This is a genomic window from Paenibacillus sp. Soil522 (assembly GCF_001428245.1).
GTDB lineage: Bacteria > Bacillota > Bacilli > Paenibacillales > Paenibacillaceae > Pristimantibacillus.
This window is the reverse complement of record NZ_LMRV01000066.1, coordinates 234,106-258,406: the sequence shown is the minus strand read 5'-3', so window position 1 is coordinate 258,406 and position 24,301 is coordinate 234,106. Positions and strand designations below refer to the sequence as shown.

Annotated in this window: 17 protein-coding genes and 1 pseudogene; 3 read left to right on the top strand and 15 right to left on the bottom strand. The window is 50.3% G+C overall.

The window, feature by feature from the left end; translation table 11 throughout:
• Positions 1-8 precede the first annotated feature (8 nt).
• The 13 genes and pseudogenes from ASG81_RS22155 to ASG81_RS22095 form a co-directional block, all read right to left on the bottom strand.
• The gene (locus ASG81_RS22155; protein WP_056639336.1) at positions 9-1,547 is read right to left on the bottom strand and encodes an SAM-dependent methyltransferase; all 1,539 of its coding nucleotides are present in this window, start codon (positions 1,545-1,547) and stop codon (positions 9-11) included.
• A gap of 96 nt (positions 1,548-1,643) precedes the next feature.
• The gene (locus ASG81_RS22150; RefSeq protein ID WP_056639334.1) at positions 1,644-3,200 is read right to left on the bottom strand and encodes an ABC-F family ATP-binding cassette domain-containing protein; all 1,557 of its coding nucleotides are present in this window, start codon (positions 3,198-3,200) and stop codon (positions 1,644-1,646) included.
• A 251-nt stretch (positions 3,201-3,451) separates the two neighbouring features.
• Positions 3,452-4,273 (bottom strand): 5-deoxy-glucuronate isomerase, encoded by an 822-nt coding sequence (gene iolB, locus ASG81_RS22145; RefSeq protein ID WP_056639332.1) that lies wholly within the window; start codon positions 4,271-4,273, stop codon positions 3,452-3,454.
• Positions 4,266-5,321, bottom strand: coding sequence for an inositol 2-dehydrogenase (gene iolG / locus ASG81_RS22140; RefSeq protein ID WP_056639329.1), 1,056 nt, complete (start codon positions 5,319-5,321; stop codon positions 4,266-4,268). Before iolG ends, iolB begins: the two co-directional genes overlap by 8 nt.
• A gap of 40 nt (positions 5,322-5,361) precedes the next feature.
• Positions 5,362-6,807, bottom strand: a complete 1,446-nt coding sequence (locus ASG81_RS22135) for a CoA-acylating methylmalonate-semialdehyde dehydrogenase (protein WP_056639327.1) — start codon at positions 6,805-6,807, stop codon at positions 5,362-5,364.
• Between the two features lie 20 nt (positions 6,808-6,827).
• Positions 6,828-7,838, bottom strand: a complete 1,011-nt coding sequence (gene iolC, locus ASG81_RS22130; protein ID WP_056639325.1) for a 5-dehydro-2-deoxygluconokinase — start codon at positions 7,836-7,838, stop codon at positions 6,828-6,830.
• Positions 7,839-7,851: 13 nt separating this feature from the next.
• Positions 7,852-8,751: a myo-inosose-2 dehydratase gene (gene iolE, locus ASG81_RS22125; RefSeq protein WP_056639324.1), complete on the bottom strand. Its 900-nt coding sequence runs from the start codon at positions 8,749-8,751 to the stop codon at positions 7,852-7,854.
• 28 nt (positions 8,752-8,779) lie between these two features.
• Positions 8,780-10,645, bottom strand: a complete 1,866-nt coding sequence (gene iolD / locus ASG81_RS22120) for a 3D-(3,5/4)-trihydroxycyclohexane-1,2-dione acylhydrolase (decyclizing) (protein WP_056639322.1) — start codon at positions 10,643-10,645, stop codon at positions 8,780-8,782.
• 375 nt (positions 10,646-11,020) lie between these two features.
• Complete coding sequence (locus ASG81_RS22115) at positions 11,021-12,646, bottom strand: GMC oxidoreductase (protein WP_056639318.1); 1,626 nt, start codon at positions 12,644-12,646, stop codon at positions 11,021-11,023.
• Between the two features lie 205 nt (positions 12,647-12,851).
• Positions 12,852-13,862 carry a LacI family DNA-binding transcriptional regulator gene (locus tag ASG81_RS22110; RefSeq protein ID WP_056639424.1) on the bottom strand — a complete coding sequence of 337 codons (1,011 nt, stop codon included), beginning with the start codon at positions 13,860-13,862 and terminating at the stop codon, positions 12,852-12,854.
• A 105-nt stretch (positions 13,863-13,967) separates the two neighbouring features.
• Positions 13,968-14,845: pseudogene (locus ASG81_RS22105) on the bottom strand (ROK family protein).
• A gap of 35 nt (positions 14,846-14,880) precedes the next feature.
• Positions 14,881-15,951: an NAD(P)-dependent alcohol dehydrogenase gene (locus tag ASG81_RS22100; protein WP_056639316.1), complete on the bottom strand. Its 1,071-nt coding sequence runs from the start codon at positions 15,949-15,951 to the stop codon at positions 14,881-14,883.
• A complete protein-coding gene (locus ASG81_RS22095; RefSeq protein WP_081417502.1) occupies positions 15,941-17,404 on the bottom strand; it encodes an MFS transporter in 1,464 nt (487 codons plus the stop codon). Before ASG81_RS22095 ends, ASG81_RS22100 begins: the two co-directional genes overlap by 11 nt.
• 258 nt (positions 17,405-17,662) lie before the next feature.
• On the opposite strand from ASG81_RS22095, the gene ASG81_RS22090 reads away from it, so the two are divergent.
• Positions 17,663-20,179, top strand: a complete 2,517-nt coding sequence (locus tag ASG81_RS22090; RefSeq protein ID WP_056639314.1) for a tetratricopeptide repeat protein — start codon at positions 17,663-17,665, stop codon at positions 20,177-20,179.
• Positions 20,180-20,272: 93 nt separating this feature from the next.
• Here ASG81_RS22090 and ASG81_RS22085 read toward each other — a convergent pair whose 3' ends face one another.
• Positions 20,273-21,922 (bottom strand): GMC oxidoreductase, encoded by a 1,650-nt coding sequence (locus ASG81_RS22085; protein ID WP_155971770.1) that lies wholly within the window; start codon positions 21,920-21,922, stop codon positions 20,273-20,275.
• A gap of 263 nt (positions 21,923-22,185) precedes the next feature.
• Here ASG81_RS22085 and ASG81_RS22080 point away from each other — a divergent pair, with 263 nt between their 5' ends.
• Both ASG81_RS22080 and ASG81_RS22075 read left to right on the top strand, forming a co-directional pair.
• Positions 22,186-23,193 carry a family 43 glycosylhydrolase gene (locus tag ASG81_RS22080; protein WP_200961582.1) on the top strand — a complete coding sequence of 336 codons (1,008 nt, stop codon included), beginning with the start codon at positions 22,186-22,188 and terminating at the stop codon, positions 23,191-23,193.
• 232 nt (positions 23,194-23,425) lie between these two features.
• Positions 23,426-23,773, top strand: a complete 348-nt coding sequence (locus ASG81_RS22075; RefSeq protein ID WP_056639312.1) for a hypothetical protein — start codon at positions 23,426-23,428, stop codon at positions 23,771-23,773.
• 63 nt (positions 23,774-23,836) lie between these two features.
• On the opposite strand, the gene ASG81_RS22070 is transcribed toward ASG81_RS22075, so the two are convergent.
• On the bottom strand, positions 23,837-24,259 hold the full coding sequence (locus ASG81_RS22070) for an HIT family protein (RefSeq protein ID WP_056639310.1): 423 nt from the start codon (positions 24,257-24,259) through the stop codon (positions 23,837-23,839).
• Positions 24,260-24,301 lie beyond the last annotated feature (42 nt).

Below are 24,301 nucleotides of genomic sequence, written 5' to 3'. Positions count from 1 at the left end.
CGCTCACGCTATAAAAGCGCCAGCGCTCCCTTATGCTCAGGCTCAAGCGCCAACACGCGATTCGCATAATCCGACGCAGCCGCTTCACTACCGGTCTCATAGCAGCAGATCGCCAGCTGATAAAGCAGATCGGCAGTCGCCTCGTACGCCGTAAGCGACCGTTCATAGAAGACCCGCGCATCCTCGTACAGGTCCAGCTGAAAGAGCAGCTCGCCGCAGTCGCTTGCCAGGTCATGCTTCTCGTCCACCTTGTAATAGCCTGTCCACATCGCATGTATGCCTTGGCGGAGATCATCCATTTCCTCCTCGCCGCCTTCTTCAAGCAGCAGCAGAATGCGCTTGAAGCCTTGAATGAATAATTGCGCATCATAGCGGCTCAACCGCCAAAAGGCAAGGATTTGGGATAGCGCCATTTGCTCCAAATGCTCGTCAAACCATAGCTTCATGCTAAAAAAATCATCCGGTCCAAAACGATCGACAAACCGGCGGTAAGCTAAGCGCGTATTGACGTAGCCTGCCGGGCTTTGCAGCATAAGCATGCAGCCCACATTCAAGTTTTTATAGTGATGCCCGGTGAAGCAGGCCAATGCACCCAATTGTCCAAAAACATGCTGTATCGCATGGTAGTTCGCCGTTAAGGAAAAGCTCCCGTGATGAATCAGCTTAGGCGGCTCTGCGAATTCCCAATTTTCTATCCGGTGGTCGCCTTTATCCGCCGTGAGCAGAACAAAACCCTCCTGCGATAGCCGGCCGAGCCTCTCTAAGCAGTCCAGCCCAATCGCCGGAAAGAGAATATGCGAATCCTCAAGCTTGTTCTTATACAGCTCAATAACGTCATGGTATGGATACGACTCCTGCTCGTATTCGGCGGCTCTGCGATAATGATATTCAGGGACGGCCTTCTCCAGCATTTCCGATGCGGTAGGCGCATCAGCCTCATCCGGAAACCGCAGGGATACTCTGCTCTCGTAAATTTTGCCTTCATCCACATAAAGCAATTCCTGCGGGATGCTGTCAAAGAAATAATTCGCGATAACGAGCAGCGGCTGCTTCAGGTCGGCCGTCCGTATCGTGACGCCCGACTGCGTCAATTGCAGTTCCGTATCCTCCGCCGCATCAAACCGGGCAAAATCCAATACCCCCTGCAGGACGAAGGGCTGCAAGCTCGGATGCTGCTGCCAATAGGTTATATTTTTGACAGGCAAATCACTCATTACATAACGAAATGGCGGAAGCGCAGTACCTGCATAATCGTTCAGCTCGCCGAGCTCCTTAAGCACATGATGCGCTAATCGGCCCGAGCCCGCTCCAAGCTCAAGAATCGTAACCGGTTCCGTGCTAAAGCCTAACCCCGCTCTATCCTGAAGAAACCCAAATATCATTTCCGCATAGGCGCCAGCAATAACAGGATTATTCGTAATATATTGCGGCACTTCCCCGCTCTGCCAAGCCTTGATGCCCTGCTCTTCAAAATAAGCACGCTGCAGCTCCCAAATGGGCGCCTCGCTAAAACGGTAAATCTGCTGCTCGTTATTCGTATTGGTCATCGGTTATAACCTACTTTCATTAATTACCTAAACATTTCAGTATATAAAAAGCCTGTCTAACCGCGAACGATTAAACAGACTTTTTGAAATGAACGTCTAAAATACTTTCGTCGTCCATGATTCGCAATTCCATGTATCGGTAACGACATCGCGATAAAATTCCGGTTCGTGGGAAATAATCAGGATGCTGCCTTTGTACGCCTTAAGGGCGCGCTTTAGCTCATCCTTAGCATCCACATCCAAGTGGTTGGTCGGCTCATCCAGCACGAGCAGGTTCGTTTCGCTGTTGATCAGCTTGCAGAGGCGAACCTTAGCCTTCTCACCGCCGCTAAGCACGGCAATTTTGCTCTCGATATGTTTGGTCGTGAGCCCGCATTTGGCCAGTGCCGCGCGCACTTCGAACTGTGTGAAAGAAGGGAATTCCTTCCACACTTCCTCGATGCAGGTATTGTAATTCGTTTCCTTCATTTCTTGTTGGAAATAGCCGATTTGCAGATGCTCTCCGCGTTGAACAGTGCCCGACAGCGCCTGAATCTCGCCTAAAATGCTCCGCAGCAGCGTCGTTTTACCGATTCCGTTCGCGCCGACAAGCGCAATCTTCTGTCCCCGTTCCATGCGGAGGTCAAGCGATCCGGATAAGGGGCTGTCATAACCGATAACGAGCTCCTTCGTCTCGAATATCAGCTTGCCGGAAGTTCTTCCGTCCTTAAAGTTAAACTGCGGCTTCGGCTTATCCTTGGCCAGCTCGATCACTTCCATCTTATCGAGCTTCTTTTGTCTGGACATCGCCATATTCCGCGTTGCAACGCTCGCTTTATTCCGGGCTACAAAATCTTTCAAATCCGCAATTTCCTGCTGTTGGCGCTTAAAGGCGGATTCAAGCTGCTGCTTTTTCATTTCGTGAACCTGCTGGAAATGCTCGTAGTCACCAACATAGCGGTTTAACTCCTGATTCTCCATATGATAGATCAGGTTAATCACGCTGTTAAGGAACGGAATGTCGTGTGAAATGAGAATAAATGCATTCTCATACTCCTGCAGGTAGCGCTTCAGCCACTCGATATGCTGCTCATCGAGGTAGTTCGTAGGCTCGTCGAGGAGCAGAATATCCGGCTTTTCGAGCAGCAGCTTCGCCAGCAATACCTTCGTCCGCTGACCGCCGCTAAGATCGTTAACGTCCTTATCCAGTCCAATATCGGTAAGCCCCAGACCGCGGGCGGTTTCTTCGATCTTCGCATCGATCAGGTAAAAATCTTGGCTCGTCAGCGTATCTTGAATCGTACCGACATCCTCAAGCATCTGCTCGAGCTCCTCCGGCGTAACATCGCCCATCTTTCCGTACATATCATTCATTTCTTGTTCCATATCGAACAGGTATTGAAAAGCTCCCTTCAGGACATCGCGCATGGTTAGCCCTTTGCTGAGCACCGCATGCTGATCGAGGTAGCCGACGCGCATGCGCTTGGACCATTCAACCTTGCCGTCATCCGGCTGAAGCTTGCCCGTAATAATGTTCATGAAGGTGGACTTGCCCTCGCCGTTAGCGCCGATGAGTCCAATGTGCTCGCCTTTTAGCAGGCGGAAGGATACGTTGTTGAAGATCGCGCGATCCCCAAAGCCGTGACTTAGTCGTTCTACATTTAATATACTCATAAATGAATGACACCTTTTCTTTTGGAATATTCTCGTTTTATTATAAACGTTAAACTGCCTATAACTCAATCTATAGGATTCAGTTCTCGGTAAAGGAAATTTCCACCTAATCTCCTGGACGAAAAAATTATACGCTAATTTTCCGGTACAGCCATTATATGCAAAAAGGGCTGGACAGAGATCCTCATCTCTATCCAGCCCTTTTCCTTTTCGCCGACGGACATTGCAGCAATGCCTGCTTTTGCAGAGCTCTAGACTCTCTCGCTAGGTTTCGTCATGATCCAGGCATGCTCCGCGTCGTTGACGAACTTCCACGCACGGGTTGGTCCAGCCATCACATTCAAATAATAAACCTCGTAGCCCGGCGGCGCGGATACCGGATGATAGCCTTTCGGCACAAGCACAGTCTCTCCGTTCTTCACGACAACGGTCTCATCGAGCGAGCGGTCGTCCGTATAGACCCGCTGCACGGCAAAGCCCTGCTCCGGTTGGATTTTATAGTAATACGTCTCCTCCAGCAATGACTCCTCAGGCATGGCGTCCCGGTCATGCTTATGCGGCGGATAACTGGACCAGTGGCCCTCCGGCGTATACACCTCAACGACCAGCAGACTGTCCGCAGGCTCGCTCTCCGGGAGAATGTTGTAAATTTGTCTCTCCAGATTTCCGTAGCCGCGCGTTTCCATCGCACCAGCGGCAGGCGCGATTAGGCGTGCCGTAAAGCTCCCGCTGCCAGGGGCGCTGCAAATCGCCAGCTCGACTTCGGTTAATGCTTTCACTTCAAAGCGGTCTTCGTTCGGAACATAGACCGAATAAGGCGGCTTCTTCTCGAATACGCTCATCCGCCCGCCGACATTCGTCCACTCCGCTTTCTGCGTCGATACATCCGCCATGCCGGAGAGCAGCACCAGACAATATTCGAGATTCCCGGTTTCGCGCTTAAGCATCTGTCCCGCCTCAAGCTTAGCGACCTCGAAGCCGACGTATTTCCAGCCCGCGGATTCCGGCGTGACGGACAGTACGATTCCGTCTTGATCCGGGCTCGCCTTCGGCTTAACGATCAACTTAGACATGACTACCCGTCCCTTCCGTCTGCCGCTGCAGCTCCACAGCTTCGCTGATCTTAACGGGGCGCCCCAGCCGGCAGGAAAGCTTTGCCGCCAAAGCGATCCGCTCTGCCTTCACGCCATCATCACCGGTGACAGGTAGCGGAAGCCCGTTCACGAGACTATCCACAAATTGCTGTGTTTCTTCTATATAAGCCGCATTGTACCTCTCGAGGAAGAAATGGAGAGGTTTGTCTCTCATAATTCCTTCCGAAGTGCTGACCTCCGCTGTATTCGGATGGTCGTTGCTAACTGCGACGCTGCCCTTGGAGCCGAACACTTCCACACGCTGGTCATAGCCGTAAGCCGCTTGCCGGCTGTTGTCGATGACGCCTATTGCTCCGTTCTCGAAGCGCAGCGTGACGATCGCCGTATCCACATCCCCGTACTTGCTGAAGACAGGGTCGATTAGTACGCCGCCTTGCGCGTATACCTCCGTCACCTCGCTCCCCGTCAGGAAACGGGCCAAGTCGAAATCATGGATCATCATATCCATAAAGATGCCGCCGGATACCCGGATGTAATCCTCATGCGGCGGATTCGGATCACGGGAGGTAATCTTCACAATATGCGGATTACCGACCGTACCGATCAGCACATGCTCGCGCACCCGTTTAAAATTATGATCGAACCTGCGGTTGAAACCGATCTGCAGCTTAATGCCCGCTTCCGCGGCCGCCGCAACGGCTTCTTCCGTCCGGTTGATGTCCATGCTGAGAGGCTTCTCGCAAAACACATGCTTGCCTGCCTTTGCAGCCTGCTTGATCAACGGAACATGCGTATCGGTCGACGAACAGATGAAGACGGCATCGATCGCCGGATCGTTTATTATTTCGGAGCTGTCTTGGGTTACTTTGGCGATTTCCCGCTTGGCCGCCCATTCCTTCAGCTCCGGTCCCGCAAACAGATCGCTGACCGCAGAAATTTCCACCTGCGGCAGCCTGAGCAGGTTGTCGGCGTGGATCTTGCCGATCCTGCCCGCCCCGATAATCCCGATCGTTATTTTGTTAGCCATTGCTATATCCCTCCCGCTTTCTCTTTCTTTGTAACGAGCGTTACCACCGGGCTGTCACCATTTTTTTACGCGTATAAAACTCGACTCCATCGGTTCCGTTTGCATGAAGATCGCCGTAGAACGATTTTTTCCATCCCGAGAACGGGAAGAAAGCCATCGGCGCGGGTACTCCGAGATTAATCCCGAGCATACCGGCATCGATCGTCTCGCGGAATTGCCGGACGCTGCTGCCGTTCTTCGTGAAGAGGCAAGCTCCGTTAGCGAATTCAGAACGGTTAGCCAGCTCGATCGCATCCTCCAAAGTTGCAACACGCACGATAGCCAGAACAGGAGCGAAAATCTCATCCTCCCAAATTTTCATGCCGCACTCGACATTGTCGAAGATAGTTGGACCAACGAAGTAGCCTTTTCCATCGATTGCCGCATCTTTGCGTCCGTCGCGGACGAGCAAGGCGCCTTCGTTTTCTCCCGTCTCGATGTAATGCAGCGTTCTGTCCTTGTGCGCGCCGCGTATGACCGGACCGAGGAAAACATTCTCTTCCATGCCGTTGCCGATCGTAATCCGGTTCGCCGCATCCGTCAATTTGCTCACGAGCGTATCGGCGACTTCTCCAACCGCCACGACGACGGAGCAAGCCATACAGCGCTCTCCGGCCGAGCCGAAGGCCGCATTGACGATCTCTTTGACAGTCAAATCCAGATCGGCATCCGGAAGGACAATGGAGTGATTTTTGGCTCCAGCCAGCGCCTGCACGCGTTTGCCATTCGCAGATGCCGTCTTGTACACGTATTCGGCAACCGGCTGCGAGCCGACGAACGAGACCGCTTGAATATCCTTATGCTCCAAAATGCCGTTAACGACGTCGCGGGCTCCGTGCACGATGTTCAGTACGCCAGCCGGCAAGCCCGCTTCCGCGAACAGCCCGGCAAGCCGCTCTGCCAGCAGCGGCGTGCGCTCCGACGGCTTCAATATGAAGGTGTTGCCGCAGGCAATGGCAAGCGGGAACATCCAGCACGGCACCATCATCGGAAAATTAAACGGGGTAATGCCGGCGATGACGCCGATTGGATACCGGTACATGCCCGACTCTATATGAGAAGCAATATCCGGAAGCTGCTTGCCCATCATCAAATTAGGAGCGCCTGCTGCGAACTCCACGCACTCGATGCCGCGAAGCACTTCCCCGTACGCCTCGCTGTAGCTCTTGCCGTTCTCCTTCGTAATAAGCTGCGCCAGCTCCTCCCAATGCTCGACAAGCAGCTGCTGATATTTGAACAGCACGCGCGCGCGCTTCGGAACCGGCGTCCGGCTCCAGCTTTGGAAAGCTTCCTTGGCTGCACAGGCAGCCTTGTCGACATCCTCTTGCGTAGATAAAGGAACATGCGCGAGCGTCTCTTCTGTCGCCGGATTAACAACCGGCTCAGTCACAGAGGTTGCAGCATCCACCCATACGCCACCGATCCAATTTTTTAATGTTTTAGCCATTCTGTCGTTCTCCTTTCGGCTTATGAGACTGTGATTTCACCGCGTTCGCAGCGTTCGATATAGTCGTATACTTGCTTTGTCGTTGGCATGGCGTCCGAACAGCTGTGGCTCGAGATGACTACGCACGCTGCTGCGCTTCCGAATTCCATACTTTTCTCTAATGTCCAGCCCTGCATAATGCCGTACAGAAATCCTGCCGCGTAGGAATCTCCCGCTCCGAACGTCTTGATGACCTTGGCCGGGTAGCTCTTCGCACGGTGCTCCGACCCGTCCTTCGCGTAAGCGATCGAGCCTTCCTTGCCGTGCTTGATAATGGCAATTTTAGCCCCGTAATTAAACCATTTGGAAGCGGTGATCCGGTCGTCATGCTCTGCATTCGCATCAAAAATTTCCATCTGATTAAACTCTTCCCGCGTTCCAATCAGAATGTCGCACTTCTCGGCAGCCAGGTTGTAATTGACGGCTGTCTCTTCAGCCGATTTCCACGTATACGGACGGTAATCAAGGTCAAATGCGATAATGGTCCCATGCTTCTTCGCAAAGTCGAGCGCTTGGAATACCGCTTCCCTCGACGGGCTTTGCGCCAGCGCCGTGCCGGAAATGAGCAGCAGCTTTGCCTGCGCGATAATCTCCTCGCTCACCTCTTCCGGCCTCAGCAGCAGATCCGCAACGTTGTCGCGGTACATAAGAATGCTGCAGTCCGAAGGACTTTTAATTTCGGTAAAAGCAAGCCCCGTTACCGCGCCCGTGTCGTCGACCGCGACGCTCGACGTATCGATGCCTTCGCGCTGCAAATAGCGTTCAATAAAACGTCCCATCTGATCGTTTGCGATTTTACCGATAAAAGCTGTCTTCAATCCGAGGCGCGACATCCCGATAGCGATATTCGCCGGCGAGCCGCCCACATATTTGGTAAAGGTCATCGTCTCTTCCATCGGACGATTTATTTCATTGGCGTTCAAATCAATGCACAGGCGTCCGATCGCAACAAAGTCGATCGGTTTATGAGCCGGAAAAGTCACATGTCTCATGCTAATGCCTCCTTCACGATGTAATGAGAGAATTCAAGTAAGTCAATGATTGCTTGGCGTATTCGCAGGCGGGATGCTCGGCCGGATCCTGCTCCCCCTCGAGCATCGCCCATCCGTCGTAACCCCGGTTTACCAGCTCATCGATCACCGGCTTAAAATCTATGTTTCCGTCTCCAGGAACGGTAAACACCCCCTTGCGGATGCAGGTAATGAAATCGGCCCGTTCGGCACGCGACCGGTCCAGCACTTCTTGGCGAATATCCTTCAAATGAATATAGGCGATTCTTTCGTAATGCTTGCGCAGGACGTTAAGCGGATCAGCCCCGCCGTAATAGGCATGGCCCGTATCGAACAACAGATAGACAAGCGCAGGGTCGGTCATCTCCATAAGACGGTCAATTTCCTCAGCGCTTTCGATGACCGTTCCGCCATGATGATGATACGTCAGCTTAAGACCGTATTCCTTCGCAATCGCGCCGGCTGCGTTCAGTCCCTCGGCCAGACTTTTCCAGCCCGCTTCATCCAGCCGCAGCACCTCCTTCTCATTCGGCGAGCGCCGCGCATCGAAGTGCAGCGATCCCCCGCCCTCGCATGTGCTAATAACGGTGCTGCCCATCTCCTTCAGAAAGCACGCATGCTCGCGGTAAGCTTCGAGCTCCGCGTCCCGGTATACGGGGTCGGAGAACAATACCGTTTTCCACTGCGAGACGAGGTTGATCCCACGCTTCGACAGCTCTTGCTTCAGCACGGCTTGGCTCTCCGGATACTTGCGCCCCATCTCGGTTCCGGTCAGCCCCAGCGCCTCAATTTCATTCACGATTTGCTCGAACGTTGTGTTCTCGCCGTGCTCCTTCACATCCTCGCCCACCCAGTTGATCGGGTGAATGCCGAGCTTGAAAGGGAATTTGCCCATCGATGATTTCTCCTTCTTTTTTTGGCGTTTAGATGAATAGTACCGCGTCAATATTCCGCTTCATGTCCTCGTGTGCCGCAACTACCTTCTCGCTGACTGAAACTTCAGGGACGCCTACGTTCCACCAGGATTCGTATCCTCCCGTGTTTGTACCTGGAACGACCGGAATTTCGATTAATGTCGTGCCCGTCTCGTTCCTTGCTTTGAGCAGCGCATCTCTCAGCTCTTCCGCCGTGCTTGCTTTGTAGGTTGCTGCGCCCATGCTGCTCGCGTGCGCCGAGAAATCGATCGGCATATAGCCGCCCGTCAGCCGGCCAGTCGTCCCGGAGCGGAACCGGAACTCATTGCCAAAGCCGTCGCTGCCGTGTCCCCGCTGCAGGTTATGAATACACTGATAGCCATGATTGTCCAGCAGAAGCACCGTAATTTTGCGGCCTTCTTGAATGCTCGTGATCAGCTCCGAATGAAGCATCAAATAGCTGCCGTCGCCTAGAATGGCATAGACGTTTTTATCCGGCTCCGCAAGCGCTGCTCCGAACGCTCCGCTAATCTCGTAGCCCATGCACGAAAACCCGTATTCCATATGGTAGGTTTTCGGCTCCACAGACCGCCAGACCCGGTGCAGGTCGCCCGGCAGGCTTCCTGCAGCACAGAGGATGATGTCGGATTCACCAAGCGTTTCATTGATAACGCCGAGCGCTCTCGTCTGCGCAAGCCCGTCTTTATGCTCGGCTGCGTACAAACGGTCAACCTCCGCATCCCATTGCTCCTTTAATCCGGCGATTTCAGCAGGCTCATAGCCAGTGCGGTAATTAGCGGCATTAAGTGATTGTTGAAGCGCCTGTAAGCCGGCTTTCGCGTCGCATGTGACAGAAAAGGCGTCCAGCTTCGACGAATCAAAAGCGCTGACGTTTAAGTTAACGAACTGGACCGCCTCGTTGCGAAAAGCGGATTTGGAAGAGGTCGTAAAATCGGAATACCGGGTCCCGATGCCAATAATCAGATCGGCATCAGCGGCGAGACGGTTGGCGGCGAGCGTGCCCGTGACGCCGATCGCGCCTGCATTTAACGGATGGTTCCAAGGAAGCGAGCTTTTTCCCGCCTGCGTCTCAGCGACTGGAATGCCGAATGCTTCGGCGAATGCGGCCAGCTCCTTCATCGCGCTGGAGTAGAGCACTCCGCCTCCCGCGATAATAAGCGGTCTGCGCTTCTTCTTGATTAATTCGACCGCCCGCTGCAGCGATGCCGGAGCCGGTAGACGGCGGTCGATGAAATGCACCTTTTTCTCAAAAAAGGAAACGGGATAATCATATGCTTCTGCCTGAACATCCTGCGGCAGCGCAAGCGTGACCGCGCCGGTCTCCGCCGGATCGGTCAATACCCGCATCGCCTGAATGGCCGCCTGCATCAGCTGTTCCGGGCGTACAATCCGGTCCCAGTATTTACTCACAGGCTTGAACGCATCGACGGCCGATATCGTATAATCGGAGACGACTTCGAGCTGCTGCAGCACGGGATCCGGCTGCCTCGAAGCAAAATGATCTCCAGGAAGCAGCAAAACCGGAATCCGGTTGACTGTGGCGGTAGCCGCAGCCGTTATCATATTTAAAGCTCCTGGCCCGATGGAGGACGTGCAAGCATAGATTTGAAGACGGTTTTTCTGCTTGGCGAAAGCGGTTGCAGCATGGACCATCCCTTGCTCGTTCTTACCTTGAATGAACGTCAGACTTCCCGGGCTTCTCTCCAGCGCCTCGCCGATCCCCGTTACGTTCCCGTGGCCGAAGATGCCCATCAGGCCCTGCACGAATTTGGTTTCCACGCCATCAACGGATACATATTGATTGTCCAGAAACCGCAGCAGCGCTTGTGCCATCGTTAACCGTATCTTATCCATTTGTTGCCTCCCCAATAGTTAGTATAGCGCTTAACCGAGCAAGGTAAAGCGCTTAATTAACATCAATATACACTATAAACGAATCTCCGGCAATCTTTTTATTTCACTCCCGCTTCCACTTGAAAGCGTATCCGAAACATCTCCTGCAAATGCAAAAAAAGAACCGGCCAGAGAACTTAAACTCTCTGTCCGGCCCTTTTTTTTCTACGACTGACCAATTAACTCACTCACTTTTTTTCGATGTTATTCAAGTAGCTTGCTCCACTGCAATATCCGCCGCCCCGGCCATCACCGACAGCTCGCAGGGGGGATTTCCATACACTCCGTCGCTCAGAACCGGTTCAACATTCCCATGCCTAGGCCAAATTATTTGTCTTATTTCAATTGTTGGACGATATAATCCGCCGTGCGAATGGCAAGGGCTACAGTCGTGAGTGTAGGGTTTGCCGTCCCGCTTGTAGGGATCACGCTATTATCGGCTACATAGAGACCATGTACACCGTGGATTTGTCCATATCGATCGGTTGCCGAGGTGAAGGGGTCGTCTCCCATGCGGCACGTTCCGATTTCGTGATTTTCCAATCCGGGAGGCATCAGGCAAATATCCGGCAGGCCGTCCCTTAGATTCAAAGGCGTTTTCATTGCTGCTGAAGCTTCCATGATACCTGCCGCCATTTGATTCATAATGACTTCATCCTGTTTACTATAAGCAAAATGCACTTGTATTTCCGGCACTCCGTATTCGTCCCGCTTGACCGGGTCAAGCGCGACTCTGTTGTCATATCGGGATTCTACCTTACCGGAGCCATAAAATTTCACTCCCCACTTATCCTGCAAAGGTTCCTCTTTAAATTGAACCCAGGCATTGTTCCCCGGTCCCCAAATCTGGACCTGATACGGGCGGCTCTCCGTGCCCGGAATTAGAATACGAAGCGGTCCCAACATCTCCGGAAACTGACTGCGCTTCACCGTTCCTGTGCCGACCAGCCTGGAATGGTTGGTGAGATAATGTCCGACAGCGCTCCCGTGTATACCCGAGTTAAGCAGTATAAGCGGGGTCCCAAACGTACTTGCCGACAGCACAACGGTTTTCGCTTTAAGAAAATACGGGCACTTGTCCGGTGACATCACTTTTACGCCCATAACTTTGTTTTTTTCTGTGATCACTTGAACGGCGAGGGCTTTCACAGCCAAATCGAAGGAGCGGTTCATAGCTCGAGCCAAAAAAACGATCGAGCTGAAAAACGGATTGGAATTGACCACTCCGAATCTTGTCGGTTCAAGATCGATTGCGATCGGCTCATCGGTTGTTTCGGGGAACCCATTCTTTTGAAGCCGGTTAAGCAGAATTTGCGTGAGCGGGCTTCCTTTGGTAAAGGAATAGGTGACGTTCATGGCCTTCTCTGCAAGGCTATAATAATAGTCCATTTCTTTAGCTGGTACGGGCCATTCAGCAGTTTCGGAAGCATGCATGCGTGGACAAACATTTGTCCAAAAGAGGGTTCGTCCCCCTAAAGCGGCAACTTGTGGAGAGGGATATTGAGGAGGTGATTTGGCTACACTGTAAAAATATTTTAAAAACCGTTCAGGATCCATAGTAGCAATATTCTGTCCATTGGTCGGCAGCATAAGATCGCCCGCTTCTATGATACCGATCCGTTTTCCGTTCCTCCCCCAATGCTCGCATAATCTCCAGAGGACGGCTCCGCCTCCTGCCCCGGTGCCGACAATGAGCACATCATAGTCCGTCTGCTCCATCTTCTCCAGCGAGGTTAAAGGAATCCACTGCTCTTTGTAAACCGGAACATCCGGACAATACGTGCCACCCATTCGGTATCCGGTTGAATCGGCGCGTTGAGGAAGCTTTATGTGCTTTCCTGCAATGTCTGAATCGGGACCCCTGACATTTGGATTGAGCAAAATCAGTTCCTCTAATACGGCGTCATAATGGAAAGAGAGTGTTCTGAGTGTTTCTCCGGCACTGGCGACATAAACCTTCAAACCATCACTCTCCCTTTTCTATGAAATATAGATAAATATGACATCGCCTTACACATTATTCTGCCTGTTTTAGCTGGATATTCCAAGACCTCTGCCGAAGTAGTTAAAAGCTAATCGACAGAGGTCTTTTTTTTATGCCATTACCGAAATCTCACCAGATATTCAGATCTGCGCAGGTGTATGCTCTGTGCTTGAAACATACCTCTTACGGATTTGTCTTCCCCGCCGTAGACTGACGAATGACGAGCTCCGGCCGCAGCACAACCCGTTCGTCTTCCGTTTGCTCCCCTTCAAGCCTTCGTACCAATGAATCAACTGCCAGCTTGCCCATCATTTCCGTCGGCTGCGCGATTGTAGTGAGCGGCGGATCGGTCACCTCGGCCAAAATGGTGTTGTCAAAGCCAATGACCGATACGTCTTGGGGAACCCGCAGGCCTTGTTCTTTCACGGCCTGCAGCGCGCCGATGGCGAGCAGATCGTTGCAGCAAAATAAAGCCGACGGACAGTCAGGCTGGCGAAGTAGCTCTCCCGCTTGAATCTTTCCGTCCCGGACCAGATCATTCCCGCACGCCCGAATCATGTTATCTTCCAGGGCCAGTCCGGCTTGCGACCACACCTCACGGAATCCGCGGATTCGTTCCCGGCTGCTGCTGACCTCGTCACTTTCCGTGAGCAGCGCGACGCGGGTATGATTCCTCTCCAGCAAATGACTCGCCGCCATGCCGCCCCCGATATAATCGTCGATGATGACGGTATTCGTTCCGAGATTCGCCTCCCGGGCAATCGCCACGACAGGCACCGACCTCTTCATCAAATGCGCCAAAGCGCTTTCGTCCGCCATCCCTGTCCCGATGATCATGCCATCTACACGCTTCTGCTGCATCAAAGCCAGATAACGCTCCGCGCGCTCCTTCTTGTTGTCCGTGCTGCATATGAACAGGCTGTAGCCGAGATGATGGCTTTGGTCCTCCACGGCGCGCGCAATTTCCGCAAAAAACGGATTTGAGATATCAGGTACGAGCAGGCCGATCGTGTACGTCTTCTTGCCCGTTAGCGCAGATGCGATCACGCTGGGCTGATAGTTCAGCCGGGCCATGACCTCCATTATTTCATTCCTGCGCTCCTCGCTGATTTTCCCCTTGCCGTTGATAACCTGGGAAACCGCCGCGATCGAAACACCAGCCTCCCGGGCCACATCGTAAATCGTTACTTTCATCGGAATTCCTCTTTTAACGGTTGTATAGGTTTCCTTCATTATGAAGACCGTTTGAGAAATAAGCAAGAAAGACCCTTTCGGAAAAACAGTTATCTCCCAGTTTTCTTAGCCTTGTAAAGCTCTGTCAGCCAACGCTAAAGCGCCGGTAAGCCCAGCATTATCACCAAGTGACGGCTGTACGATGTAGTTGGCATTGCCTTTGGCTAAAGCCGGATGTTGAATATATCCATTCAATAATGTGTCCAATCGCTGCTGGATAAGCGGAAACAGCTGTGTCTGCTTCATCACGCCGCCGCCGATAATAATCTTCTCCGGTGAAAGAATGAGAATGAAATTGAGCAGCGCTTGGGCCAAATAATAGGCTTCGAGCTCCCAAGCGAAATGAGATGCTTCCAGGTTGAAGGCTTTCATTTTCCACCGGTTTTCGATCGCCGGCCCCGAGGCGAGCCCTTCCAGACAGTCTTTGTGAAACGGACAGCCTCCCTCGTAAGCATCGTCTGGATGCCGGCGGACAATAATATGTCCCATTTCCGGATGGGTCAGGCCATGTACAAGCTGCCCTTCTACGCATGCACCCGCACCGATTCCGGTTCCGACAGTCATGTATAAGCAGCTGTTCAGACCTTTTGCCGCTCCCCATATCGCTTCGCCTAAAGCCGCGGCATTGACGTCCGTATCAAATCCGACCGGCACCTCTAAATGCCGCTTCAAATAATCAACCACATTAAAGCCGCTCCAATAGGGTTTAGGTGTATTCGTTATAAAACCGTAGCTTTCGCTTTTCAGATTCACATCAATTGGACCGAAGGTTCCGATCCCAATCGCATGAGTTCCTTTACTTTCGAAAAATGCAGCCGCTCTTCCCATTGTCTCTCCGGCGTCGTTGTCGGAAAAGAGGTACGTTCAACAATTTGCCCATCCGGCGTTCCAATTCCGCATACAAACTTTGTGCCGCCGCCTTCTATTGCTCCTAATAAAGTCATTGTGTTTCCTCGCAACCCTTCTTCAATAATCGAAATTAAAGCAAGCCGTTGGGATAAATGATGATTTTCAAACATTCACTCTTCTGGTTAAGCGCACGCTCCATCGCTTCCTGCGTTTGTTCCAGCGCAAATTTGTCGGTGATCAGCTTGTTTGCGTCGACTATGCCGGAAGACAGGAAGTTGATGCCTTTCGGATACGTATTGGCATAACGGAAGATGCCGTAAATATCGACTTCGTTATCTGCAATAAAAGGCACATTCAACGGGATTTCGTCTTGGGCCGGCAGCCCTACGATCGCAAGCTTGCCGCCGCGGCGCAGCGATCCAAGCGCAGATTGAAGCGCCTTCGGATTGCCGGCTGTTTCCCATGCGACATCGACCCCTTTGCCGCTTGTAATCCGCTTAATTTCCTCGAGCGGATCCTGTTCGCGGATGTTAATGATGTGAGTGGCTCCCATCTGCTTGGCCGCCTCAAGCCGCAGCGGCTCGAGATCTGTCACGATAATCGTCGCTGCACCATAAGCTTTTGCCGCTGCTACAGCCATCAATCCGACAGGCCCCATCCCCATAATGGCAATCGTGGATCCAGGCTGCAGACCGGTACGGTTAGCCGCATGTATTCCGACTGAAAAAGGCTCAACTAATGCAGCCTCTTCATAAGAAAGCTCATCAGGAATGGCGAAAACGAAGTCTTCGCGGATTTTAATGTACTGCACAAAAGCGCCGTCAAACGGAGGCGTCGCCAGAAACTCAACATCCGGACAAAGATTATACCGGCCTTCCTTGCAAGCGTCGCAGCGTCCGCAGGTTACGCCCGGTTCCACCGCTACACGATCGCCTACTTGAAACCGCTGCACATTCGAGCCGATAGCCGCAATGTCCCCTGCGCACTCATGTCCAAGAATAAACGGTTTGTCGACCACGTACTTGCCGATTCGGCCATGGGAATAATAATGCAAATCGGATCCGCAAATCCCGACTGCCATCACTTTAATCAAAACCTCGTCCGGACCGATTTGCGGAACCGGGTATTCTTCTATTTTAATTTCCCGCGTATTGTGCATGACTGCTGCTTTCATCGTTTGTGGCAGTTGATTAATCGACATCTTGATCAAGTCCCCTCTTCACTAATTTAATGTTATTATTTTTCTTGCTTCTTTGCAGATGCTTTTGCCCGTTTAATTCCATAATAATAGTCGAAAACGTTTTTGAATCAAGATTGTAAAATAAGGTAGCTATTATTCCCATTGCACAAAGCCCGGCCGGCAATAAGCAAAGCAGCAGCGCGATGCCGTTCAAAGCAGATGATGATTGTATAGCATTTGGAACATAACCGGATACCTGCAAAATATAACCCGACAGGGCGCCCGATATGGCAATAGACAATTTCTGTCCAAAGCTGAATATGCCATAAATAAGACCTTCTGTCCGATACCCGTTTTTCCACTCCGAATATTCCACAGTGTCCGGCAGCGCGCCCCATATTACCGCTGCGGGAATTCCGCCGATCAGGCCGCCGACGACCGTCCAAAGGAGGATCATAGGGACGTTGGAGTAATCCGTGAAATATAAGGCGATTCCGCTTATTACGGTCCCTGTCAATCCGACAATGATGGCGTATTTTTTCTCAAACCACTTTGTGAATTTCGGAGCTATTAATGTGCCTAACAAATTACTCCCGAATATAAGCAGCATATAAATCGATAGGAACTCGGTTTTGTTCATATTGTAATTAACATAATAAATCGATACGGAAGCCTTGATACCGTAGGCAGCTTGAAAAACCAAATAGATGAAAGTAATCAGCATCAACGGTTTGTTCGTGAATATGATCTTCATGGACTGTTTGAAAGGAAGCTTGACCGCTTCTTGCGCAGCGGCGCGTTCTTTCGTTCCGGCAAAGCAGATCATATAAAAAACGAGAGCGAATAAGGAATAGATGATCATCGTATTGCGGTATCCTACTGACATATCGTTAGGCCAAAATTGCTGAATAATAATGGGTGTCATGACGGAAACGATAATGCCGCCGATCATCGAGCCCACGATTCGATAGGAAGATAAGTTAACGCGCTCCAACGGGTTTTGCGTCATGGCAGATGTCAACGCGCCGTACGGCGTTCCGATAAAGGACATCATGACCATTATGGCGATATAAGTAATGTAAGCATAAATAACTTTACCTGTCATACCGAAATCCGGTGAAGAGAAACACAAGACACCAACGACAGCCATCGGAAGAGCGCCGAACAAAATAAACGGACGAAGCTTGCCCCAACGGGTTTGAGTACGATCGATGATGACTCCCATACTAAGATCTACGAAGCCATCCAAAATACGAACGATTAAGAACATTGTGCCGACAATAGCAGCTGGAATTTTGACGACATCCGTATAGAAAAAGAGCATGTAGGTCATAACGGTTGACCAATAGAAGTTTATCGCCAGATCACCGCTGCCATAAGCGGCTTTTTCCCAAACACTTAGCTTTTTGTTAGCGATCTCTTCGCTCTGGTGTAGTGAAGCACCCGCCTTTTCGGCTAAATTGTGGTTCAACATTATTAATCATTCCTTTTCATAAAAATTTACTATGGTTATTCGTCGGACCACTTGACCTCCTAAATGGATAATGTAAGGGGATTTATTTTGGTTTTATAGGTTTTTCTTACTCCAATTATAAGCAGCGGCCACTTTTGATATCTATCTATTTGAACTGTATAATCATACAGCAGCACTGTACAACTACGGGTTATATACAGAGATACGATTTTTACACTAAAATAGAGTGATATGCCAAATGCAGGAGGTGCGAAAATAGTGGCAGAACTTGAGGATAAAGAACGATTCGCCGAACGATTGGCGCTCGGTATTACCGCATTGAAGCAGCATCCCGACTATAAATCAATCAGAAAGAAACGGGAAACGCTCCCCTCGGGACAATTCTCTTCTGAATCTTACATAGATAAAATCGCCAATCAGCTTGGCATTTCCTCCAACACCGTTAAGAGCTGGATGGGCCAGATGGGCGTGAAATATATACCGAGCCGGATCGAGGACGGCAAGCTGTTCGGCATCGTTTGGCTCATTGTTGAGAAAAGCGGGATGGATAACGGCTGGTTCACCGGGCTGCTGCAGACGACTTCGATTCCGGTTATTGATCCCCCTCTGCCAATATGGGTCGCGTCTTGCCTATCGAAAGCGAAGCTATTGCGAAATGATGAATTCGGTGCACCATCGGATAAGGAGATTGATTCGGTTATAGCCAGATTGTTTGATGGAATCTCCCCTCCCCGGAAACCTGCTGTATTGCATAACTTACCGACTCGTTGGTCAGATTCCTTCGTTGGCCGCAAGCACGAATTAGCAGATATTATGCAGTGGCTGACTTCGCCGTCACCCGTATGTTTAATCTCAGGCTGGGGCGGTATGGGGAAAACGACGATTGCGCTTGAATCGGCCTACGCATGCATAGGAGAACCGCATGGCGAAGCGGCTTCGGACGACTTGGAGTGGCCGCCAGTAGCTTGCGCGATTTGGATAAGCGCAGACTTAAAAAGGTTAAGCTTTAGCGATTTCCTCGATACCATCGCTTACCAGCTCGGGCGGGTAGAGCTTCTGGACAAATCGCTCAACGAGAAATGGTTTGTCGTTCGAAACGCTCTATCCTCGTACTCGGACAAGCTGCCTGTCCTTCTGGTTATCGACAGCATAGATACGGCAGAATATGAAATAAGCGAATTCATCGCCAATCTCCCGCAAGGCGTCAAAGCTTTATTGACTGCCCGGGAAAATCAGCAGCAAATCGAGGCGCTCGCAGGGAAAGAGATTTATACGATCCAATTAGACGGCCTGCTGCATACGGAGGCTCTGGAATATATGGCTTCAGAGGTGCAGCATCATATCCGATTAAGTAAATGGCCTCGAAGGAAGGAAAATTTGGAAAAGCTGCTTGCCGATCAGGTTGAAGTCCGATTGCAGCTCATTGACGCGACCGCAGGGAATCCGAAAGCAATCGCGCTGAGCATCGCGCATATGACGGAAGACGATATCCCTGTCGGACAGCTAATTGCAGACCTAGGCAAAGCCGGTTATTCGTTAACGGCTTTATTCGAGTATTTGTTCGGACGCACTTGGGACCGCTGCAGCGAGGATGCCAAACATTTGTGGCAGGTGCTGTGCTTCTTTGGCAGGCCAGCCTCGGAGAACGGCTGGAAGGCCGCGGCAGGATTGGATGGACGGCGATTTTTTTTGGCTGTGGAGCAGTTGCGGGGCCGTGCCTTGATAGAGACGGAAAGAGCAGACGGGCATTTGCATTATCGGGCTCATCGGACCGTACTCGCATGGGGAGAGCAATATTTGTCCGAGAACAAACCGTTTGAATCGGAAGCCAGACAGCGGTGGAGCCAATACTACATTAATTATTTAGATACTTATCTAAAACGGGATAAGCCGGAGGCGCCTTATTGGAATTGCCTTCTGGGACGCGATCTTGAAAGCGTAAAACGGGAATGGCCGAATATAGCCAAGCTAATGGAGTGGGTAAGCGACGGGCAGCCGGAGCTTCTGATTCAAATCATGCTGCGGCTAAGCCATTTTCTAAGCCGGGTAAATCTTCCGAAACGAATTGAATACGGGCTCAAAGCCGCAAATGCCGCCTCATCCTTAAATAAAGACATGCTCAGCGCATTGTTTTTAATCGATACGGTTGGCTGGGCTTTGATCGAAATCGGATTACTGGATGAAGGAATACGGCGAATCGAAGCCGGCAATCTGATCCTGAAGAGCCTTGATCCATCCGATCCCGGGGTCCGTGATTTAAAGGTGCTGGGACTCGCTTTCAAAGCGAAAATTTACTTGAAAACAGACCAGCGGGAGAAGGCCGCGGAAATTCTCGATGAAACGCGCGATGTATATTGCTCCCCCTTGATCAAACACCGCATATGGCTGTTACAGGGCGATCTTTATTTGTTAAACGGCAAGTTTAGCGATGCCATCCTTTGTTATGAACAGGCAAACGAGATCAGTAAATCATACGGCGGCGAAAAGACGATAGAAGCCTACTTCCATTTGGGGGTAGCTTACGTTCAATGCGGCGAGTACGAAAAGGCAGAAGCCGCATTTGATCAATTATTTTACAGCAAACCGCAGGCCAATCAGATCGAGCTGATTTATTATCAATATGGAATGGCACAATTGCTGCATCGCAAAGGCAATCATGCCGAAGCCCTGCAGCTCACACAAAAAGCGCTTGCCATCATCGACTCCTGGGAGCGAACGATCTGGCTCCGCGAGGAAGTGGAAATGTTCCATGAGAAGCTAAAGGACGCACGCTAAAGTAGAGGGAGGATTCGAGGGGCATTTGACTCCCTCGAATCCTCCCCTCTTTTTTAATACAACAAATAAGATGGAGATCAGTGTAGTATTCGATTAACTATTAGCGACGATATGATCTGCCGTTCGAATAGAAAGAGCAACGGTTGTCAGAGTGGGGTTCTCACATCCAATGGAAGGTAAAGCACTGTTGTCGGCTACATATAGCCCGGAAACTCCGCGAATCTGGCCGTTTTGATCTGCCGCTGAGGTTAAAGGGTCATCCCCAATACGGCATGTTCCCGAATCATGATGTAAGTCTCCGCGTGGCATCAAGCAAATCGCAGGCCTTCCGTCTCTGGAAATCAATATTATTCCAGCAGACGAGGCTATCTGCTTTATGCCTTCTTCCATCTTGCGGATAACAGCTGTGTCCTCTTCGTTAAAGGAAAAATGAACCTGTATTTCCGGCACTCCATATTCATCTAATCTATTGGGATTTAGGGTAATCCTGTTCTCATATCGCGATTCAGTCCTGCCGTAGCAAAAAAAAGTAGCCCCTACTTCCGCTGTTAACGGTTTTACTTCGTAAGTTTGGTACCAGTAAAAATCACCTGGTCCGGCCATAAGAACCTGATAAGGTTTCTCCGGTGTCTGAGTTATCATAATTCCAAGCGTCCCCAAAGCTGCCGGAAACTCGGTTCGGCTCATCGTTCCTGTACCGATCATAAAAGATTGGTTTGTCAGGTAATGCCCGAGCGCCCTGCTTTTAATTCCAGAGTGAAGCAACAAGCGCGGAGTTTCAAATGTACTGGCAGACAACACAACCGTTTTTGCTTTAAGGATATACGAATTTTTGTCCCGAGACATGACTTTAACGCCGGTTGCTTTTCCTTGATCATGCAGGATTTGAACGGCACGGGCATTTACAGCCAGGTCGAACGGGGTCATCATATTCAAAGCTTTGGCAATGAAGGAAATGGAACTATAGAAAACGTCGGTATGAACGCGTCCATAACTTTGCGGCGTCAGATCAGCTGCCATAATTATTTTTTCCGCTGTTGCATAACCCTTTGCCCACAGCCGGTTCAATAATATTTCCGTATACGAGGAGTCTGTAGTAAATTCCCCTGTTACATTCATGGTTTGCTCAGCGATTTTGTAGTAGGTTTTCAGCTCATCGATGGGTATGGGCCATTTCATTAAGTCCGACAAATGCATACGCATAGTAAACGTATACCAAAATAATGTTCTTCCCCCCAGCGCAAAAAGCTGTCTTGCTCCCGGATACTCTGGAGCGGAACCTGGTAATGGCCGTGAAACGTAATTAAAATATTTCGTAAGACGCTCCCCGTTCATTGTCGAAATGTTGCGGGCATGCGATTGAAGAACCTGATCTCCCCTTTCAATGATACCAATTCGCTTCCCCTGATTCTGCCACTGTTCACACAATCTCCAAAGGACAGCTCCTCCACCGGCACCGGTACCGATGATAAGGACATCATAGTCGGTTTTAGCCATGTCTTCCAGAGAAGTGAGAGGAATCCAATTATTTATGTAATCAGTCGACACGGTACAAGTTGGAATTTCGTCAACATCACTCATGGTAAAATCACTTAAGGAAGGAAGATAGACAGGTTTGCCAGCGATGTTTTGATCGGGGCTTTCAATGCATGGATTGAGAGTGATAAGCTCCTCTAATTGCAGATGATTTTTATCCGCGATGGTTCTGAGAGTATCTTTTTCATGAGCGACCCATACTTTCATCCTGTCACACCCTTTAAAAAATCGATTAATAATTATACTCACAACTTCAGATGCTTATGATCCCCGTAAATTCGTAAACTAAGGATAGGAGTTTAATGACACATCGTCAGTCTAAGGCTTTAATTTCTGCCGTAGTCTAATTATTCCTCTGTATGAAAATAATAATGATGTCGAGCAACTAGAGAAAATGACAGTGAAAGGTGATATACAAGATGCAGATAGTTGTGAGGTCGCTTATGTACGTTCTACTTATGGCATCCGTCATGACGGCATGCGGCGTCGAGGACAAGAGTGCCGTTCGCGAAACGTTGGCGGTAACAACAACCTGGGAATACAAGAATCCGCTCATCAAGCAGCGCGCCGATCCATGGGTGTACAAACATAAAGACGGGTACTATTATTTTAGCGGGTCGGTTCCCGAGTACGATCGGATTGAGTTACGTCGTGCGAAGACGATTCAGGGACTCGGCGAAGCGCAGCCCGCCATCGTCTGGTTGAAGCGGGAAAGCGGTCCTATGAGCAAGCATATATGGGCGCCCGAGATCCATTATATCGACGGGAAATGGTACATCTACTTTGCGGCCGCGCGAACGGATGCGCCATTCGATCACCGCATATACGTGCTTGAGAACACTTCTGCGAATCCATTGGAAGGAGCCTGGGTTGAGAAGGGGCGTATCCAGACGAAGTGGGAGTCGTTCTCGATCGACGCGACTACTTTCGAGCATCGCGGAAAACGGTATTTGTCGTGGGCGCAGAAAGACCCGGATATCTATGGTAACTCTAACCTGTATATCGCTGAGATGGAAAATCCGTGGACAATAAAAGGTCCGCAAGTTATGCTGTCGAAGCCGGAATTTCCTTGGGAAATCATCGGGTTTTGGGTTAATGAAGGATCGGCTGTACTTAAGAGGCACGGCAAGATCTTCATCACCTATTCCGCCAGCGCGACGGATGAAAACTATGCGATGGGTATGCTCACGGCTGACGAGTCGAGCAATTTGCTAAATCCGGCTTCCTGGAGCAAATCCAAAACACCTGTCTTCCGAAGCAACCCCAAAACGGGTCAATACGGACCGGGACACAACAGCTTTACGGTTACCGAAGACGGCAAACGAGATGTGCTTGTCTACCATGCCCGCAATTACAAAGAAATTGTAGGCGATCCGTTGTATGATCCGAATCGTCATACGCGCGCCCAAGTCTTCACCTGGAACAAGGATGGTACACCGAATTTCGGAGTCCCCGTAGCGGATGCAAAGAATGAGTAGACCGGTCAGCCGGAGGCAGTACACCGCCCGTTGTTAATCCAACCAAGTAACAAAAACACCCTCGTGCCAACAGTGATTCACTGTTAGCCACGAGGGCATAGTTCCTAGAATTACCAATTATAAGTGCTTCATTAATTAATTTATTAATTAGTCCCCTGTCGGAAGTCAAAAACCAGATTAATGCAACAAAACCGAGCTAATTCCGTTTAATTGCATAAAGGGGGCGATTTTGATGAAGCGGATTTCTGTTCTTTTTGTGATTGTTAGTTTATTTTTGGTGGCATGTGGGTTGACAGCATCTTTCGAAGGAACGATCGACGAAATTAAAGATAACAGTATTGTCGTTAATTGCTCAAATGAAGTGAACAAAGGCAAAAATGGTGCCATCTATGATATTGGCTATCTATGCCTAGTTCAGATTACCGATAAGACGATTCTATCTGATAAAAGCGGTCATGTTTTATCAATCCAGGATTTCCCGCAAGATTCGACCGTAAGAGTAGTCCTTACTAACGCAGTGAATATCAAAAAAGATCGCAGCCGAAATTTAGTGGCAAAGGAGATTATCTTGCTACCATGAGTAATGCTTAATTCAAAGACGACAGTCAAAACCAAAGGGGCTGCCATGCGGGAGGGCCTTCACTCAACGTAAATATTTAATCAGCTTATCCTTCGTTTCAGCCAGCCGATCCTTTGCAAGAGCAGCGTCAACCGGCTCAACCCAAGCAAAGCCGTCTTCCTCGTACCGGGGAAATACATGCATATGGTAATGGTTAAGCTCGTTAAATTTGCCGCCATTTTGAATGACCGATATGCCATCCGGATGAAATTGTTTTTTTAATGCCTTTGCAATAACAGCTGAAGCTTTCATGACTGCATTAGCGGTTATTTCGTCCATCTCATCTACGTCAACATAATGTTTTTTGGGAAGGATTAAAACATGGCCTTCATTCAAAGGAGCAATATCAAGCAGACAAGTCACACTTTCATCCTCATAAACCGTGTATGTGTCCAGCAATTTGTGAGCAAGCCGGCAGCCTAAACATCCATCTTTGATGTCGTTCATTTGATTTCAGCTTCCCCCTTCAACTGTATCCAAAAGCAAAAC

Excerpts from the sequence above, each read along its gene's own strand:
- ASG81_RS22155 (WP_056639336.1), bottom strand. The coding sequence starts at position 1,547 with ATGACCAATACGAATAACGAGCAGCAGATTTACCGTTTTAGCGAGGCG.
- ASG81_RS22150 (WP_056639334.1), bottom strand. The coding sequence starts at position 3,200 with ATGAGTATATTAAATGTAGAACGACTAAGTCACGGCTTTGGGGATCGC.
- iolB (WP_056639332.1), bottom strand. The coding sequence starts at position 4,273 with ATGTCTAAGTTGATCGTTAAGCCGAAGGCGAGCCCGGATCAAGACGGA.
- iolG (WP_056639329.1), bottom strand. The coding sequence starts at position 5,321 with ATGGCTAACAAAATAACGATCGGGATTATCGGGGCGGGCAGGATCGGC.
- ASG81_RS22135 (WP_056639327.1), bottom strand. The coding sequence starts at position 6,807 with ATGGCTAAAACATTAAAAAATTGGATCGGTGGCGTATGGGTGGATGCT.
- iolC (WP_056639325.1), bottom strand. The coding sequence starts at position 7,838 with ATGAGACATGTGACTTTTCCGGCTCATAAACCGATCGACTTTGTTGCG.
- iolE (WP_056639324.1), bottom strand. The coding sequence starts at position 8,751 with ATGGGCAAATTCCCTTTCAAGCTCGGCATTCACCCGATCAACTGGGTG.
- iolD (WP_056639322.1), bottom strand. The coding sequence starts at position 10,645 with ATGGATAAGATACGGTTAACGATGGCACAAGCGCTGCTGCGGTTTCTG.
- ASG81_RS22110 (WP_056639424.1), bottom strand. The coding sequence starts at position 13,862 with ATGAAAGTAACGATTTACGATGTGGCCCGGGAGGCTGGTGTTTCGATC.
- ASG81_RS22100 (WP_056639316.1), bottom strand. The coding sequence starts at position 15,951 with ATGTCGATTAATCAACTGCCACAAACGATGAAAGCAGCAGTCATGCAC.
- ASG81_RS22095 (WP_081417502.1), bottom strand. The coding sequence starts at position 17,404 with ATGTTGAACCACAATTTAGCCGAAAAGGCGGGTGCTTCACTACACCAG.
- ASG81_RS22085 (WP_155971770.1), bottom strand. The coding sequence starts at position 21,922 with ATGAAAGTATGGGTCGCTCATGAAAAAGATACTCTCAGAACCATCGCG.
- ASG81_RS22080 (WP_200961582.1), top strand. The coding sequence starts at position 22,186 with ATGACGGCATGCGGCGTCGAGGACAAGAGTGCCGTTCGCGAAACGTTG.
- ASG81_RS22075 (WP_056639312.1), top strand. The coding sequence starts at position 23,426 with ATGAAGCGGATTTCTGTTCTTTTTGTGATTGTTAGTTTATTTTTGGTG.
- ASG81_RS22070 (WP_056639310.1), bottom strand. The coding sequence starts at position 24,259 with ATGAACGACATCAAAGATGGATGTTTAGGCTGCCGGCTTGCTCACAAA.